Origin of the sequence: Streptomyces sp. CB02980, assembly GCF_014451325.2 — a bacterium.
Classification (GTDB): domain Bacteria; phylum Actinomycetota; class Actinomycetes; order Streptomycetales; family Streptomycetaceae; genus Streptomyces.
The window spans coordinates 249434-266016 of record NZ_JACSCH020000013.1 but is presented as its reverse complement, the minus strand read 5'-3'; the positions used below and the strand labels follow the sequence as shown (position 1 = coordinate 266016).

At 73.9% G+C, this 16583-nt stretch carries 12 protein-coding genes; 6 read left to right on the top strand and 6 right to left on the bottom strand.

The window, feature by feature from the left end; genetic code table 11:
* Nucleotides 1-17: 17 nt before the first annotated feature.
* Complete coding sequence (locus E0F75_RS26365) at nt 18-1571, bottom strand: protein phosphatase 2C domain-containing protein (RefSeq protein WP_229313270.1); 1554 nt, start codon at nt 1569-1571, stop codon at nt 18-20.
* A gap of 123 nt (nt 1572-1694) precedes the next feature.
* Nucleotides 1695-5456 carry a S8 family serine peptidase gene (locus E0F75_RS26360; protein ID WP_229313268.1) on the bottom strand — a complete coding sequence of 1254 codons (3762 nt, stop codon included), beginning with the start codon at nt 5454-5456 and terminating at the stop codon, nt 1695-1697.
* Nucleotides 5457-5689: 233 nt separating this feature from the next.
* Between E0F75_RS26360 and E0F75_RS26355 the strand changes: the two genes are divergently transcribed.
* The 3 genes from E0F75_RS26355 (at nt 5690) to E0F75_RS26345 (ending at nt 7900) form a co-directional block, all read left to right on the top strand.
* On the top strand, nt 5690-6673 hold the full coding sequence (locus E0F75_RS26355) for a LuxR family transcriptional regulator (RefSeq protein ID WP_229313266.1): 984 nt from the start codon (nt 5690-5692) through the stop codon (nt 6671-6673).
* A gap of 268 nt (nt 6674-6941) precedes the next feature.
* Complete coding sequence (locus E0F75_RS26350; RefSeq protein WP_229313264.1) at nt 6942-7424, top strand: DUF456 domain-containing protein; 483 nt, start codon at nt 6942-6944, stop codon at nt 7422-7424.
* Between the two features lie 77 nt (nt 7425-7501).
* Entirely contained in the window at nt 7502-7900 is a 399-nt protein-coding gene (locus E0F75_RS26345; protein ID WP_229313263.1) for a PPOX class F420-dependent oxidoreductase, read from the top strand.
* On the opposite strand, the gene E0F75_RS26340 is transcribed toward E0F75_RS26345, so the two are convergent.
* Complete coding sequence (locus tag E0F75_RS26340) at nt 7821-9227, bottom strand: bifunctional transcriptional activator/DNA repair enzyme AdaA (protein WP_229313260.1); 1407 nt, start codon at nt 9225-9227, stop codon at nt 7821-7823. The two genes, E0F75_RS26345 and E0F75_RS26340, sit on opposite strands and share 80 nt — an antisense overlap.
* A 119-nt stretch (nt 9228-9346) precedes the next feature.
* On the bottom strand, nt 9347-10468 hold the full coding sequence (gene rsgA / locus E0F75_RS26335) for a ribosome small subunit-dependent GTPase A (protein WP_229313258.1): 1122 nt from the start codon (nt 10466-10468) through the stop codon (nt 9347-9349).
* 358 nt (nt 10469-10826) lie between these two features.
* Here rsgA and E0F75_RS26330 point away from each other — a divergent pair, with 358 nt between their 5' ends.
* On the top strand, nt 10827-11264 hold the full coding sequence (locus E0F75_RS26330) for a VOC family protein (RefSeq protein WP_229313256.1): 438 nt from the start codon (nt 10827-10829) through the stop codon (nt 11262-11264).
* On the opposite strand, the gene E0F75_RS26325 is transcribed toward E0F75_RS26330, so the two are convergent.
* Together E0F75_RS26325 and E0F75_RS26320 are read right to left on the bottom strand one after the other, a co-directional pair.
* On the bottom strand, nt 11165-11938 hold the full coding sequence (locus E0F75_RS26325) for a helix-turn-helix domain-containing protein (protein ID WP_229313254.1): 774 nt from the start codon (nt 11936-11938) through the stop codon (nt 11165-11167). The genes E0F75_RS26330 and E0F75_RS26325 overlap by 100 nt on opposite strands.
* Nucleotides 11939-11965: 27 nt before the next feature.
* Nucleotides 11966-13090, bottom strand: a complete 1125-nt coding sequence (locus E0F75_RS26320) for a YihY/virulence factor BrkB family protein (protein ID WP_079042018.1) — start codon at nt 13088-13090, stop codon at nt 11966-11968.
* 17 nt (nt 13091-13107) lie between these two features.
* On the opposite strand from E0F75_RS26320, the gene E0F75_RS26315 reads away from it, so the two are divergent.
* Complete coding sequence (locus E0F75_RS26315) at nt 13108-14754, top strand: acyl-CoA dehydrogenase family protein (protein ID WP_229313252.1); 1647 nt, start codon at nt 13108-13110, stop codon at nt 14752-14754.
* A 302-nt stretch (nt 14755-15056) separates the two neighbouring features.
* Nucleotides 15057-16358, top strand: coding sequence for a helix-turn-helix domain-containing protein (locus tag E0F75_RS26310; protein WP_229313250.1), 1302 nt, complete (start codon nt 15057-15059; stop codon nt 16356-16358).
* The last annotated feature ends 225 nt before the right edge of the window (nt 16359-16583 follow it).

The window sequence follows — 16583 nt, the reverse complement described above, 5'->3', positions numbered from 1 at the left end:
TGGTCGCGCCCGGTGGATTACGCCTCCCAGACACCCACCCCCGTACGGTCGTCGGCGTAACCGGTCACCCTCAGCTGGGTGTCGGCGAGGAACGCGGCCAGGCCGGGTGCCTCGGCGTCGGCCCAGCGGGCGGCGAGCTCGCGGGCGAGGGCGGGTTCGCCGCGCATCGGCTCCGCCAGGCCGGGTGAGGCGAGGAGCAGGGTGTCGCCGGGGCGGGCGACGGACGCGCGGAAGCGGAACGGCTCGGCGGGCGGCGGTACGGGCTCCTCGACGAGCGGTCCCGGCGCGGTCGTGATGCCGAGGTCCATGGTGAGCCGGTCGCCCTCCTCGGTCTCGGAGGCGGCGTCCTGCGGGGGCGGCGAGCCGAAGCCCACGACGGGGGCGCCGGTGACGGCGGCCGGCTCGGGCAGCAGCGGTTCGATGTCCTGCCAGGCGCCGTCGCGGAGCCGGAAGAGACCGCCGCCGCCGATGCCGAAGAAGACCCGGGTGCGGCAGTCGGGGTCGGCGGGGACGAGCAGACAGCGGAGGGTCGCGGTGTACTCGTCGGGGGCGAGGCCGCGCTCGGCGGCGCGGGTGCGGAGCTTGCCGTACGTACGGTCGGTGAGCCGGTGCAGTCCCGACTTGAGGTCGCCGCGGCGGCCGGACCTGATGTCCTCGGAGAGCCGGGCGTGGCTGCGGCAGACGGCCTCGGCGATCCACTGGCAGGCGTCGGCGGCGGCGAGATGGGCGTCCTCGGCGGCGCGGGCTCCCGCGGCGACGGCGACGAGGACGAGCGCGGTCTCGTCGTGGCCGAAGCGGGCGGTGAGCAGGGCGTCGCGGCGGGGCTCGCCCCGGTAGCGCGCGGAGTCACCGCGTACGGAGGCGGCCCGCACGGTGCAGGTGCCGTACCGGGCGCCGTCGAGCACGGTGTCGGACACCAGCTCGCCGAGCTCCCCGGGCCGGGCGACGGGCAGCGCGGTCGGCTCGGGCTCGTAGGTGGGCGGCCGGCTCCCGACGTATCCGGTACGGGGCCGGGGCACGGAGACCTCGACGGTGAGGCCGGAGCGGGAGTCGGGACCGCCGGTCGGGACCTCGTCCTCGGACCCGGACCCGGAACCGGACCCCGACTCGGCCCCGGACGCGGACGCGGACGCGGGCTCGTTCTCCTCGTGACTGCCGGTGCCCTCGGGCACCTGCACCTGGACGGTGGGCGTCTCGACGGGCGGGGCGGGCGGAGGCGGCGGCGGAGGCGCGGGAAAGGTCTGCGGGCCCTCCTGCCGGGCCTCCCAGGGCGCCCGCCCGGGCACGAGGGGTACGTCGGTGCCGGGCGGCGGAGGCGGCGCGGCGGCCACCGGCGGCGAAGGCGGGGCGGGTGGTGCGGGCGCCTTCTGCGGCGGCACCGGGATCGGGACGGCCGCCGTGGCCCACGGGTCCGGTGTCGGGCCCGGAGTCGCACCCGGCGGGCCCGTGGTGGCCCGGGTCGCCGTGGTGAAGTGGTCGTCGAGGGTGTCACCCGACGCCGTCGGTGCCGTGTCCGGCGCCGACTCGTCGTAGAGCTTGTCCCACCAGTTGTCGTCCCCCTGCTGAGTCATGCCCTTATTGTCCACCGCACGGGGCGCCCGAAAACGGGACATCAGGAAAACCGTTGCTGCAAATGGGTGGTCCGCCGGGCGGCCCCACCCCCCACGGGAAGGACGCCCGGCGGACCGGCGTGATCAGCGCACGTCGTAGGCGCGGACCACGGTCTGGGTGACGGAGTTGCCCTTGGCGTCCGTCAGTTCGGTCTTCAGGGTGACCTGCTTACCGGTCGCGCCCGTGTGGTTCACGGTCGCGGTCCAGTGGCCGCCCTGCTGAGAGACCTGCGCTTCGGTCCAGGTCGTGCCCCCGTCGTAGGAGTACGAGAGCTTGGCCGAGGTGAGCGCCGCGGGGGTGTAGCCCGCGTGACCCGTCACGGTGAGGCCGATGTGCTGGCCGTCGGTCGCGGCGAGGGTCTTGAGTCCGTCCTCCGGAAGGTCGTACCGGGGGAAGAGAATCGGGATGCCCTGAGAATAGACGCTCTCGTCAAGCTTGGAGGTGAATTTCCATACCGAATTGACGGAGTTCGAGCGGGCCCACACCTTGCTCCCGATCTTCATGACGTTCTGTTCGAGGGTGTACGTCCCCTCGTCGGCGGGCACCGGGAAGGCGCCGAACGGCCAGCCGCTCTCGCCGAGCACCTCGCCGTCACGGCTGAGGCGGAGGCCACCGATGTCACCGAAGGAACCGGCCTCGCCGTGGTGGGTGTTGTCGCCCCAGATCGCGGCGGAGAAGCCGATGTAGTCGCCCTGGCGCTCGGCGACGAGGGCCGGCTTGCCGGTGCTGTCGCGCGGGGCGGTGGGGGCGACGACCCCGTCGTACCAGCGCTCGGTGCGCCGCTCGCCGGCCTTGTACGTGTGCGGGGCGCCGATCATGTACTCGCCGAACGGGAAGCTGGAGGACAGCATCCGGTCCCAGCTCGTGTCACCGGCGGTGTAGTACTCGGTGCGGGTGCCCGGCGCGGAGACCGGCGCGAGGTCGCCGAAGGAGACGGAGACGCCGTTGGGCCGGGAGGCGCCGCTGAAGTCGATGAAGTCGTTGGCGAGGCCCATGGCGCGGTAGGTGGACTCGGTGCGGCCGAGCTGCGCGTCACGGACGCGGTAGTTCTTGTCGCCGCGGATCGACCCCTTCTCGGGGAAGGCGAGGTTGTAGAGGTACGGGCTCTTGGCCGTGGCCTTCCAGGAGAGGCCGACCTCACCGGCGGCGAGCTTGCCGAGCAGGGCCGCGCCCTCGGCGGATTCCACGGCGAGGACCGGGAAGCCGGCGCCGGCGAAGCCGCCCGTGGGGTACCAGCGGCCGGGGCCGGTGCGGTACGCGAGGACGGCCACCGCGCCCGCGGCCTTGGCGTTACGGGCCACCGTCAGCGCCGAGTCGGAAGTGTCGGGGAAGCGGACCAGGGCGATACGGCCCTGGACGCCGGCGGCCTTGAGCTCGTCGGGAGTGCCGGTGCCGGCGTCCACGAGACCGGCGGAGCCGGAGCCGTCGAGGTTGTCGGAGCCGGTGGAGGCGGTGACCGGGTGCAGGGTCAGGCCGTCGGCGGTCCTGAGCGAGGAGATCAGCGGGGCAGCGGTGCGCCAGTAGCTGCCGAACTCGAAGTCGCCCTCGGTGGTGGCGCCTTCGACGGAGGCGTAGTAGCCGCGGATGGTGCGCCCGCCGGCGGCGGTGCCGGCGTGCGTCCAGATGTCGTCCCACGACCGGGCGAACGCGAGGGTGGTGCCGCGGGCCTCGGAGGCCTTGTCGGTCGCGACCGACAGCTTGTGGGCCTTGCGGGCGTCGAGGACGACGGTGGTGTCCTTCTTGACCTCCAGCTGCGGGCGGCCGAGGTAGCTGAGCGAGTCGTTCAGCGTGGCGCCCTCACCCGCGTCGGGGGTGGTGACGAAGGAGGAGAGGAAGTAGCTGCCGGGGCGCACGCGGTAGACCTGGTCGGTGGCGCCGTCGTTGAAGCGGCGCTCACCACTGGCCACGTCGGTGCCGATGACGTCGACGGAGGAGGCTCCGGCGGCGGGCTTGCCCTGACGGTCGATCAACTTGACGCGCAGGGTGACCGTTTCGGGCTCGACGTAGAGGGAGAACGGGGTGGAGACGTGGATGCCGCCCTTGCCGGTGGCGATCACGCGGCCGGTGACGTCGCCGTACTGGGCGCGGTCGAGGCGGGCCGTGGGGTCGAGCTCCAGCGGGACCTGGACGGTGGCGCCGGCGGGGACGGTGACGGTGCGCCTGTCGAGGCGGGCGACCGAACTCCGCACCCGGGAGCCGTCGTTGCCGGTGACCTTCTCGACGGCCAGGTTCAGGGTGACCGGGGCGCCGGAGGTGTTGGTGTACGGGACGGAGACCGTGGTGCGGTCGGTCCTGTCCTGCGGCCAGTGGTAGGTACCGCCCTGGACGGCGGGCGAGCCGAGGACCGTCTGGTCGATCGCGGCCTTGACGTCGAGGCGGCCGCCGCCGACCTCGCGGACGTCGCCGGGGACGGTGCTCTCGGCGGAGGCGACGAGCGCGGCCTTGACCTGCTGGGCGGTCCAGTCGGGGTGGCGCTGCTTGACGATGGCGGCGGCGCCCGCGACGTGCGGGGTGGCCATCGACGTACCGGACATGGACTGGTAGGCGTAGACGCCCCGGCCGCCGGCCGCGGCGGCGGAGATGTCGACGCCGGGCGCCGCGATCTCGGGCTTGAGGGTGTGGTTGACGATCGTCGGGCCGCGGCTGGAGAAGTACGCGGTGGAGTCGTCGCGATCGGTGGCTCCGACGGTGAGCACGCTGGGCGCGCAGCCGGGCGAGGAGACCGTGTTGAGGGTGGGGCCCGAGTTGCCGGCGGCGATGACGAACAACGTGCCCTTGTTCTGGGCGAGTTCCTCGGCCGCAAGGCTCATCGGGTCGGTGCAGTCGGTGGGTACGGGGCTGCCGAGGCTCATCGAGACGACGTCGGCGCCCTGGGCGACGGCCCATTCCATGCCCGCGATGATCCAGGAGGCGGCGCCGGAGCCGGAGTCGTTGAGGACCTTGCCGTTGAGGAGGGCCGCGCCGGGCGCGACGCCCTTCTTCTTGCCGTCGCTCGCAGCGCCGGAGCCGCCGACGGTGGAGATGGTGTGGGTGCCGTGGCCCTGGCGGTCGTCGGTGCTGTCGGAGTCGGTGAAGTTCTCCGAGGCGGCGATCCGGCCCTTGAGGTCGGGGTGCTCGGCGTCGGCGCCGGTGTCGAGGACGGCGACCTTGGTGCCGGTGCCGTCGTAGCCGGCGGCCCAGGCCTCGGGGGCGTGGACCTGCTTCGTCGAGCGCTCCAGGGTGGCCTGGACCTTGCGGTCGAGCCAGAGCTTCGTGATTCCGGAGGCGGAGCGGGCCGTGGGGGTGTTCACCTCGGCCCAGAACGTGGCGGCCTGCTTCTTCTCCGCCTTGAGCGCGACGCCGTCGACGGTCCTGAGGACCTGGCCGCGCTTGGCGCCGCGCGGGGCGGCGGGGACGGAGCGGGCGAGGTCGGAGCCGTAGACCGCGATGAGGGGCAGCGTCGTGCTGGCGGCGTCGTCGTAGCCCTGCCGGACGAGGCCGGTGACGTTGAAGAGCTCCTGGTCGACGCGGCCCGCGGCGAGCGCGTCGGTGGCGCCCTCGGGGTAGACGTACAGGTCCTGGCCGGAGCGGCGGGTCTGGACCAGGGGGACGGTTCCGTCCTCGCGCGGCAGGGCGGTGGCGGAGGGGTTGCCGTCGGCGTCGCGGCTGACCACGACGCGGTCCCCGGTGACCAGGGTCACCGTGACGGGACGGTCCCCGGCGCGGGCCGCGGCCTCGCTCCCTACCAGCGGTCGCTTGCCGGCCGTGTCGTCCTGCGGCTCGTTCGCCACGGACGGCGCGACCGCGGTGACGGCCAGGACGACGGCGGTCGCCGCCCCCAGGGCCGTTCGCGAAATCGGGCGCATCGCTCTCCCCATCTGATTCCGGAAAAAGGGCACAAGACGCCCGTCTCCGGAGGCTGTTGGTGCTGCGGTGGCGCCACATTGGCAGAGGTGAGGGCGGTACAGGGATGATGGGCGAGGCGGGAATACGCCGTGGCCGCTTCCCGCCAGGTCACCAACGGAACGAATGCCTCCGGTGAATGTCCTGGGAAGATCCGGGGCGCGCCGCCGGAGGTAGGGCGAGGGGTGGGGCATCCATGCTGGGAGCGATAGGACTCGATGAGCGCCAGGAGTCCGCGTACCGGGCGCTGGTCGCGCTGGGCGCGGCCGAGGTGACCGACCTGGCGCACCGGCTCGCGCTGCCCGAACGGGACACCGAGCGGGCGCTGCGCCGCCTGGAGTCGCAGGGCCTCGCCGCGCAGTCCTCGGCCAGGACCGGACGGTGGGTGGCGGCGCCGCCGGGGGTGGCCCTGGGCGCCCTCCTCACCCAGCAGCGCCACGAGCTGGAGCAGGCGGAGCTGGCGGCGGCGCTGCTGGCCGAGGAGTACCGGGCGGAGGCGGCGGAGGTGGCCGTGCACGACCTGGTGGAGGTGGTGACCGGCGCGAGCGCCGTCACCCACCGCTTCCTCCAGCTCCAGCTGGGCGCGCAGGAGGAGGTCTGCGCCCTGGTGACGGGCAAGCCGATCGCGGTCTCCGGCATGGAGAACGACGCCGAGGAGCAGGCGGCCGGGCGGGGGGTGCGCTACCGGGTGGTGCTGGAGCGCGAGGTGCTCACCCTCCCGACCGGGCTGCTGGAACTCTCGGCGGCGCTCGGCCGCGAGGAGCGCGTCCGGGTCGCGGACCGGGTCCCCACCAAGCTGGTGGTCGCCGACCGGTCCCTGGCGATGGTGCCGCTGACCGGGCGGGGCGCGGAGCCGGCCGCGATCGTCGTGCACGCGAGCGGGCTCCTGGAATCGCTGATGGGCCTGTTCGAGTCGGTGTGGCGGGACGCGCTGCCGCTGAGACTCGGGGCGGGCGCGCAGATCACCGAGGAGGAGGCACCCGGTCCGGACGTCATGGACCTGGAGATCCTGTCGCTGCTGCTCGCCGGGATGACGGACGCGAGCGTGGCCAAGCAGCTGGACCTGGGGCTCCGGACGGTACAGCGCCGGGTGAAGGGCCTGATGGAGCTGACCGGGGTGACGACCCGGCTGCAGCTGGGCTGGCACGCGTACGAGAAGGGCTGGGTGGCGCGCGGCTGAGCGGCCGCGGCGGCGCACACGCGCCGTATCCCGCGTATCCCGCGCAGGCGCCGTACCCCGCGCAGGCGCCGTACCCCGCGCCCGCGCCGAACCGGGTACACGTGCCGAACCGGGTGCACGCGCCGTACCCCGCGCAGGCGCCTGCACGTGCCGTATCCCGCACACGCGCCGTATCCCGCCCGCGCCGAACCGGGTGCCGGAGTCCCTCGCCGTACCCGGATGCCCGCCGCGACCTGCGCGGACGCCGGTTGTGGGGGACCCTGGGCGCGTGGGTGTGTGGCAGCTCCTGATGGTCGCGACGGTGATGCTGCTCGGCGTGTTCGGGGTGCTGGCCCCCGGTGTGCCGGGGACGTGGCTGGTGTGGGCCGCGATGCTCTGGTGGTCCCTGCACGAGCGGACCGACCTCGCCTGGATCCTGCTCGCCTCCACGACCGGTCTGCTGCTGCTCACCCAGGTGGTCGTCTGGCAGCTGCCGCCCCGTCGCTTCCGGGGCGTGGGCATCACCCGGCGGATGGTGACGTACGCCGGCGCGGGCGCCCTCCTGGGCTTCGTCCTGGTGCCGGTGCTCGGCGCGATCCCCGGCTTCGTCGGCGGGATCTACCTCTCGGAACGCCTCCGGCTGGGCGGCCACGGCCAGGCCAGGGCGGCGACCCGGACGGTGATGCGGGCGGCCGGTACGAGCGTCCTCGTGGAGCTGTTCTCCTGCCTGCTCATCGTGGGGGCGTGGGCGGGCGCGGTGCTCTGGGGCTGAGTCCTAGGACGGAAGAGGGAGGCGGAGTGGGCCCGGCTGCCGATCCGCCCGGGGCGCGGTCGCACGATGCTGGTCCCATGAGGGATTTCGAGGGCTTCAGCGCGGCGGAACGCGCCTATCTCACGGGCGGCCGGCAGCTCGCCCGGATGGCCACGGTCGACCCGTCCGGTCAGCCGCAGGTCAATCCGGTGGGCTTCTTCCCGCAGGAGGACGGCACCGTCCTGGTGGGCGGCCTCGCGATGGGCCGTACGAAGAAGTGGCGCAATCTGCGGGCGAACCCGAAGGTGGCGCTGGTCGTGGACGATCTCGCGAGCGTCCGCCCCTGGCGGGTGCGGGGCGTCGAGATCCGGGGCGAGGCGGAGCTCCTGGTCGGCCCGCACGCACTGGGCCCGCACTTCAGCGAGGAGGTGATCCGGATCCGTCCGCGCCGGATCCACAGCTGGGGTCTCGAGGAGCCCCCGGGAGCGGATTCCTGAGGTAGCGGGCGGCGTACGAGCGCCAGGGCCGCCACTCCTCCGTGGCCGGGACACCCGCCGGGGGTACGTCGGGGTCGCCGAGGGCCCGCATCCGGATGAGGCCGGCCGCCTCGGCGGTCACTCCGGGGACGGCGCGCAGCGCGGCCTCGGCCTCGTCGCGGTCGGCGCCGGGGTCGAGGCGTACGGCTCCGTCGGCGAGCGCGCGGGCCAGCGGGCCCGCGACGGGGTGGCCGGTCAGCGCCCGGGGCTCCGGGAAGACATGGGTGAGGCTGCCGCAGCCGGTGGCCAGCGGGGTGCCGTGCGCCTCGACGACCCGGGCGGACTCCGCCGCGCCCAGCAGCGTCCGCAGCGCGAACTCCTCCGGATCGGCCGTCCCCGGGGACCGTACGCCTGGCCGGGCGGCCACCTCGGCGGCGAGCCCGGGCGCCGCGCCGAGACGCTCGGCGACCGCGTAGGGGTCGGCGTCCAGGTCGAAGAGGCGGCGCAGCCGGTGCACGGCGGTGGTCAGGTCGCGCAGCTCGGTGAGATGGATCCGGGCCTCCAGCCAGCGCCCCGCTGAGCGCTCGTCGACGGAGACGATCCCGGTGCCGTACGGGAGGCGGAGGGTGCGCCGGTAGGTGCGGGCACCGGGGGCGCCGACGACCTCCTCCACGCGGGGCACGGCCTCGGCCGCGAGCAGGTCGAAGACCTCGCCGGCCGCGTACGGCCCCCGGTGGGCGAGCCGCAGCGGCACCCCGGCGGCGAGCGCGGTACGGGCGGCGGTGCCGCTGCCCGCCTCGGCGCGCAGCGCGCTGGGGGTGCGGGCGTAGACGGCGCGGATCGTCTCGTTGAACTGGCGGACGCTGGCGAAGCCGGCCGCGAAGGCGATCTCGGTCACCGGCAGCCCGGTGGTCTGGAGGAGCAGCCGTGCGGTGTGCGCCCGCTGGGCGCGGGCGAGCGCGACGGGTCCGGCGCCGAGCTCGGCGGTGAGCTGGCGCTGCACCTGCCGGGTGCTGTAGCCGAGGCGTCCGGCCAGGCCGGGCACGCCTTCGCGGTCGACGACGCCGTCGCCGATCATCCGCATCGCGCGCCCGACGACATCGGCCCGTACGTCCCAGGCGGCGGAGCCGGGCACGGCGTCCGGACGGCAGCGGCGGCAGGCCCGGAAGCCGTGGCCCTGGGCGGCGGCGGCCGTCGGGAAGAACGCGACGTTCTGCCGTTTGGGGGTGACGGCGGGGCAGCTGGGACGGCAGTAGATGCCGGTGGTGCGGACGGCGAAGAAGAACTCTCCGTCGAACCGCGCGTCCCTGCTGCTGACCGCCTCGTAGCGGGTGTCGTCGTCCTTCACGTCTCCCAGTGTGCGGCGGCCGACGACCCCGGGCTCGCGGTTTTCGGACACGGCGTTGCGGGAGCGGGGAGGGGCGCCCGGCCGGCGCCCCTCCCCCGTCGCATCCGTACGCGCACCCGCTACCGGACGTGCCCGCGCTTCATCTCCATGGCGTGGCGGCCCTCGGCGCCCTTGCGCTTCCAGTCCTTGAGGATCTCGTTGCGCACGCGGGCGTCGGTCTTGGCCACGATCCGCTGGTTCTCCCGGATCAGCTTGCGATAGCTCTCCAGGCGGCGCACCGGCAGCGAGCCGTCCTCGATCGCGGCGGCCACGGCGCAGCCGGGCTCCGACTCGTGTGCGCAGTCGTGGAAGCGGCAGTCCGCGGCCAGCTCCTCGATCTCCGAGAAGACCTGGCCGACGCCGGCCTCCGCGTCCCAGAGGCCGACTCCGCGCAGTCCGGGGGTGTCGATGAGGACTCCCCCGGTCGGGAGGACGAAGAGGTTGCGGGTGGTGGTGGTGTGCCGGCCCTTGCCGTCGATGTCCCGGGCGGCCTGGACGTCCATGACGTCCTCGCCGACGAGGGCGTTGGCGAGGGTCGACTTCCCGGCGCCGGAGACGCCGAGCAGCACGGTCGTACCGCCCGCGACCACCGCGGACAGCACGTCGAGCCCCTCCCCGGTGGTCGAGCTCAGGGCCACGACCTGGACGCCGGGGGCGACCGTCTCGACGTCGTCGACGAGGTAGGAAAGACCGACGGGGTCGGGCACGAGGTCCGCCTTGCTGAGGACGACGGTCGGCTGGGCGCCGGACTCCCAGGCCAGGGCGAGGAAGCGCTCGATGCGGCCGAGGTCGAGCTCTACGGCGAGCGAGACGGTGATGACGGCGTGGTCGACGTTGGCGGCGAGGATCTGCCCCTCGGACCGCTTGGACGAGGTGGACCGCGCGAAGGCCGTACGACGCGGCAGGCACGCCCGTACGTAGCGGGGGTCGCCGGCGCCCTCGGGGTCGACGGCGGCCCAGTCGCCGGTGCAGATGACCCGGAGCGGGTCGTGCGGGGTCACGAACGCCGTGTCGGCGCGCACGATCCCCTCGGCGGTGGCGACGTCGCACTGACCGCGGTCGACCCGGATCACCCGGCCGGGGACGAGTCCCTGGGCGGCGTACGGAGCGAATACCCCGGCCCAGCCGGAGTCCCAGCCGTGGGCGTCGAGCGAGGAGGAGTGGGACGAAGAAGAGGTGACGCGGGAAAGCGGGAAAGACAAGGGGGACCCTTCACAGGGGTGGCCCCGGCGCTGTGTGTCAGAACGGTGAGGTCAGCCGGTGGCCACGGAGGTGGTGTGGATGAACTTCTGCGTGAGGGCAAGGCCCGTCGTGATGACAGCCATCGGTCACACCTCCTGTGCGTCTTCGCGCGTGTCTCGTCACGATCGCGCTGTCGCGATCTTGTACGGGAGACACCGTAACCGGACCGGACCGGCACGCGCCACAGGTTTTATTCAGGCCATGGCGGGCGCCTTTCAGGCCATTGCGAGCAGGGTCGGCAGGACGGCCGCAGCCGGTTCGGACGGCGCGTCCGATTCGTACAAGACCGGCCGGGAGCCCCGTGCCTACCGTGCTCCCATGAACACAGCACCCCGCCTCGACCTCATCGGCGTCGTCGTCTCCGACATGGCCGCCTCGCTCGCCTTCTACCGCCGCCTCGGCCTGGAGATCCCGGACGGGGCCGAGTCCGCCCCGCACGTGGAGGCCGCGCTGCCCGGCGGACTGCGGATCGCCTGGGACACGGAGGACGTCGTGCGGTCCTTCGACCCGGGCTGGCAGCGGCCCGAGGGCGGCAACCGGATCGAGCTCGCTTTCCGGTGCGCCGCGCCGGAGGCCGTGGACGCGGCGTACGAGGAGCTGGTGGCAGCCGGATACCGGGGGCATCTGAAGCCCTGGGACGCGGTCTGGGGGCAGCGCTACGCCGTGGTCCTCGACCCGGACGGTTCGGGCGTCTCGCTGTTCGCCGACTCCACCGAATCCACCGACTCCACGACGGACTCCACGGACGCCACGTAGGCACCGAGCGTCATCCCGGCCAGCGCCCTGGTCTCGCGTGCGAGATGGGCCTGGTCGACGCAGCCCGCGCGGACGGCCGCCTCGGCGTACGGCACACCGGCCAGGACCAGGGCGAGGGCCCGCTGGAGCCGGAGCACGCGCGCGAGGGTCTTGGGGCCGTAGCCGAAGGCGTCCAGGGACCGCCGGTGCAGCTGCCGGGCGCCGATCCCGACCGCGTCGGCCGTCTCGGCGACCGCGCGGCCGGCCGCGAGGCGCGCCACGACGGCCCGGAGCAGCGGATCGGGAGCGGGGGCCCCGGCGGCCCGGAGCCGGACGAGTTCGTCCAGGGCGGCGGCCGGGTCGGGGGCCCCGGTGATCCGCTCGCCGAGCCGCCGTGCCTCGGTCTCGCCCCACAGCGCGCCGAGGGCGACGCGCCGGTCGCGGAGCTCATGGGCCGGGACGCCGAAGAAGCCGGGCGCGTCACCGGGGGCGAAGCGGATTCCCGCGTACCGTGCGGCGAACTCCCCCGGTACGTACGCGCGTGTGTCGGGTCCGGCGACGAGGAGGTGTCCGTCGGCCCAGATCAGGTCCATGCAGCCGTCGGGCAGGACGGGCCGGACGGCGTCCGTGGCGGGGCCGGCGGTCCGGGTCCACAGAACGGCTCCGTCGAGCAGGGCGGGGCGCTCCTCGTACACACCTCAAAAATAGGCCCCGCCGGTCGGTCAGTCCTTCTCCCAGCCGGAGTGGAGGCGGGCCTTCACGTCGTCCGGGGGCAGGAACCGGGACCAGCGCTCGGGGAACTCGGAGGGCATGTCCGGGTCGTCCTCGTCGACGTCCTCCGCCTCCGCACGCACGCGTGCGACCAGTTCCGCCGCCTGGATGGCGCGGGCCCGCTCGTTGGCCTCGCGGGCCGCCGCGGTGGCGACGGAGGGCCAGACGCGGTCGATGGCCGCGTTGACGGCGGCGCCGACCAGGACGGCGAAGGCCGAGATGCCGATCCAGAGGAGGACGGCGATGGGGGCGGCGAGGGAGCCGTAGATCGTCGGTCCCTCGACCTGGCTGGTGAGGTAGATGCGCAGCAGGAAGCTGCCGAGGACCCACATGCCGAGGGCGACGAGGGCGCCCGGGATGTCCTCGATCCAAGGCGATCTGACGGGCACGGACACGTGGTAGAGCGTGGTGAGGAAGGCGATGGAGAGCAGGATGACGGCCGGCCAGTAGAGGACGGCGACGACCTCGGTGCCCCAGGGGACGAGTTCGACGACCCGGTCGGGGCCTACGACCGCGAGGGGCAGCACGACCGCTCCGATGATCAGGGCCACGATGTAGAGCAGGAAGGCCAGGAGCCGGGTCTTCACGATGCCGCGGTGGCCGTCGAGCCCGTACATGACGGTGATGGTGTCGATGAAGACGTTCACCGCGCGTGATCCGGACCAGAGGGCGATCGCGAAGCCGAGGGAGACCAGCTCGGGGCGTTTGCCCTGGGTCACGTCGTCCAGGAGCGGTTTCGCGATGTCGTGGACCCCGCGGTCGGAGAGGACCGTTCCGGCGGCGCGGAGGATGTTCTCCTCGATGCTCGCGACGGTGTCCGTGTTGGTCCAGTCGTCGGCGTAGCCGAGGAGGGCGATCAGGCCGAGGAGCAGCGGCGGCAGCGACAGCAGGGTGAAGAACGCCGCCTCGGCGGCGAGGCCGAGGATCCGGTACTCGATGCACGAGTTGACGGTGTCCTTGAGGAGCAGCCAGACCATCTTCCGCTTCGAGACGTTGCGGTAGAGGACGCGCGCGCGGTGGAGCCTGCTCCAGGGCCGCCGCTCGGGCCGTTCGGGTGTTTCGCTTGCTGCCTGCACCTGCTTACCGTATCGGCATGGCAGCGAGCACCCACACCGTGACCAACCAGGCTCCGCCCCTGGTCGGGTACGACGTCTTCATGACCGATCCCGTCCTGACGGAGGCCGTCGAACGACACCTCGCGCCGGAGCTCCTGGCGGAGGTCCGCGAGGACCTCGTCGTGCTCGGCCAGGCGGCCGGTTCGGCCCAGGTCCGGGAGTGGGGCGAGCGGGCGAACACCGACCCGCCGCGGCTGCGGACCCACGACCGGTACGGCCACCGGATCGACGAGGTGGACTTCGATCCGGCCTGGCACCGGCTCCTCGGCAAGTCGGTGGGGGCCGGGCTGACGGACGCGTGGGGCAGGCCGGGCGGTCACGTGCGCCGGGCCGCCGGGTTCCTGGTGATGTCACAGGCGGAGGCGGGGCACGGCTGCCCGCTGTCGATGACGCACGCCGCCGTGCCCGCGCTGCGCGCCGAACCGGAGCTCGCCGAGGTGTGGGAGCCGGCGGCGACCTCGCACGTGTACGAGCGGGAGCTCCGCCCGGTCGCGGAGAAGCCGGGTGTCCTGCTCGGGATGGCGATGACGGAGAAGCAGGGCGGCAGTGACGTCCGGGCGAACACGACGGAGGCGCGCCCGCTGACGGCCGACGGGGAGTACGTCCTGACGGGGCACAAGTGGTTCTGTTCGGCGCCGATGTCGGACGCCTTCCTGGTCCTCGCGCAGGCGCCGGCGGGGCTCACCTGCTTCCTGGTGCCGCGGGTGCTCGCGGACGGCTCGCGCAACGCGTTCGCGATCCAGCGCCTGAAGGACAAGCTGGGCAACCGTTCGAACGCCTCCGCCGAGGTGGAGTTCGACGGGACGACCTGGGCGCGCCGGGTCGGCGAGGAGGGACGCGGGCTCCGCACGATCATGGGCATGGTGGCGGCGACCCGGCTCGACTGCGTCCTCGGTTCGGCGGCGCTGATGCGGCAGGCGGTGGCGCAGGCCGTGCACCACTGCGCGTACCGCGAGGCCTTCGGCGGGCCGCTGATCGAGAAGCCGCTGATGCGGAACGTACTCGCGGATCTGGCCCTGGAGTCGGAGGCGGCGACGGTGCTCGGGATGCGTCTGGCGGCGGCCTACGACGCGGACACACCGCAGGAGCGGGCCCTGCTCCGCATCGCCCTTCCGGCGGCGAAGTACTGGGTCACGAAGCGGTGCACGCCGATGGTGGCGGAGGCGCTGGAGTGCCTGGGCGGCAACGGGTACGTCGAGGAGTCCGGGATGCCCCGGCTGCTGCGGGAGTCGCCGCTCAACTCGGTCTGGGAGGGCTCGGGGAACGTCCAGGCGCTCGACGTGGTCCGGGCGCTGCGGACGGAGCCCGCCGCGCTGGACGCGTTCCTGCGGGAGGTCGGGGCGGCGCGGGGCGCGGACCACCGGCTCGACCGGGCGATCCGGGGGCTGCTCGTCGAACTGGCGGACCTCGACGGGATCGAGGCGCGGGCGCGGCGGCTCGCGGAACGGCTCGCGCTGGTCCTCCAGGGGGCGCTCCTGGTGCGGTGGGCACCGCCGGAGGTCGCGGACGCGTTCTGTGCGGCGCGGCTGGGCGGGGACGGGGGCGCGGCGTTCGGGACGCTGCCGCACACGCTGGACCTGGGCGCGCTCGTGGAGCGGGCACGGGTGGAGGTCCGAGGCGACTGACGTACGCCCGGGGGAAGTTCGCCGCCGTACGCCCGGGGGAAGTTCGCCGCGCGTGCCAGGGGTGGACCGCAAGGGTCGGCACGCGCGGAAAAGCGGGGGTGGTGCTGCGCCGACACGGCACCACCCGCCGCTCGCACCAGCTTCACCCAGGGGGCGGGTCGGCGACCAGAGTTGCAAAGGGTTGCAGGATTACCCGAACCGGGCCTCGCCGGACGCTTCCGAACGGCACGATGGGCACCGACACTCCGGACATCTGCCCCGTGCAGAACCGATACAGCACCCCGGGTGGCTGGGAGAGACCGATGAATAACACGCAGCTCGACATGAAGCGCCTCGCCGCCATGGACGCCGCCCAGGCCACCCGGCTGCTCCACCGGGTCCGCGAGGAGACGCTCGCCGGCCGTACGCCGCCGATCGCGCCCCGTGCGGTGATCGACGCGTCCTGGCAGCGGATGGCCCGGCTGGGGCTCGACCCGGACCGGGGTACGAGCAGCGTGCTGCTCCAGCGCGACGAGCTGGAGCAGCGGCGCAGAACCACGCTCCTCTCCGAGGTCATGCAGACGCTCAGCGGCGGCCTCGCCGGCATCGCCGACACCTCCCTCCAGATCATGGTGGTCACCGACGAGCACGGCCGGGTGCTGTGGCGGCAGGGGAACGTGTCGGTGATGCGGCAGGCGAACGGCATCTGTCTGGAGGAGGGCGCCGCCTGGACCGAGCACACCACCGGGACGAACGCGGTCGGTACGGCCCTCGCCATGGGCCGGGCGGTCCAGGTCCACTCCGCCGAGCACTACGTCCAGGCGCTCCACAACTGGACCTGCGCCGCCGCGCCCGTGCACGACCCCCGCGACCGGCGGCTGCTCGGCATCGTGGACGTGAGCGGTCCCGCGTCCAGCTTCCATCCGGCGATGCTCGCCCTGGTCGGTTCGGTGGCCCAGCTCGCCGAGGCGGAGATGCGGGAGCGGCACCGCAGCTCGGTCGAGCGGCTGCGGGCGGTGGCCGCGCCGATCCTGTGCCGGGTGGGCGGCCGGGCCGTCGCGGTGGACACCCACGGCTGGACGGCGGCGGTGACGGGGCTCGCACCGGTGGACCGGATCGCGCTGCCGAAGTCCTTCCGGTCCGGCCGGATGTGGCTGCCCTCGCTCGGCGTGTGCGCGGTGGAGCCGCTGCCGGGCGGCTGGCTGCTGCGGGTCGAGGAGGAGACGCCGGTGGAGGAGCCGGGCGCGGCGGCGGCGAGCCGGGTGGTCCTCGACCTGAGCAGGCCGCGCCGCTGGACGGTGTCGGTCTCGGGCGCGGCGGGCAGCTGGCAGCAGGAGCTGAGCCCCCGGCACGCGGAGCTCCTCTACGTCCTGGCGATGCACCGGGACGGCCGGACGGCGGCGGAGCTGGCGGACGACGTGTTCGGGGACCGTACGCGGACGGTGACCGTACGGGCGGAGATGTCCCGGGTACGCCGGAACCTGGCCGGGGTCCTGGCGCACCGCCCGTACCGCTTCAGCGAGGAGGTCGCGGTGGAGGTCCTCCGCCCGGAACGCCCGGCGGACCTGCTGCCCCACTCCCTGGCACCGGCGGTACGGGGCCCCCGCGCGGGCACGAACGGGTAGCCGCGCAGGGCGCGTGGAAGGTACAGGGGCGCATGGGGCGCGCAGGACGGGTGGGACGTGCAGGGGCGCGTGGGGCGCGCAGGGGCGCATGGGGCCTGCAGAGCGCCTGGGACGTGCAGGGCGCCCAGGTCGCACACGGCGCCGTTGCGGCCACGACCGTCCAGCATGCGGACACCCCGGACCGGGGGCCCGGTCGCCCGGCCCCCCGGTCGCCTCGCCGAACCG

Excerpts from the sequence above, each read along its gene's own strand:
- E0F75_RS26315 (WP_229313252.1), top strand. The coding sequence starts at position 13,108 with ATGGCAGCGAGCACCCACACCGTGACCAACCAGGCTCCGCCCCTGGTC.
- E0F75_RS26360 (WP_229313268.1), bottom strand. The coding sequence starts at position 5,456 with ATGCGCCCGATTTCGCGAACGGCCCTGGGGGCGGCGACCGCCGTCGTC.
- E0F75_RS26355 (WP_229313266.1), top strand. The coding sequence starts at position 5,690 with ATGCTGGGAGCGATAGGACTCGATGAGCGCCAGGAGTCCGCGTACCGG.
- E0F75_RS26310 (WP_229313250.1), top strand. The coding sequence starts at position 15,057 with ATGAATAACACGCAGCTCGACATGAAGCGCCTCGCCGCCATGGACGCC.
- E0F75_RS26330 (WP_229313256.1), top strand. The coding sequence starts at position 10,827 with ATGAACACAGCACCCCGCCTCGACCTCATCGGCGTCGTCGTCTCCGAC.
- E0F75_RS26365 (WP_229313270.1), bottom strand. The coding sequence starts at position 1,571 with ATGACTCAGCAGGGGGACGACAACTGGTGGGACAAGCTCTACGACGAG.
- E0F75_RS26345 (WP_229313263.1), top strand. The coding sequence starts at position 7,502 with ATGAGGGATTTCGAGGGCTTCAGCGCGGCGGAACGCGCCTATCTCACG.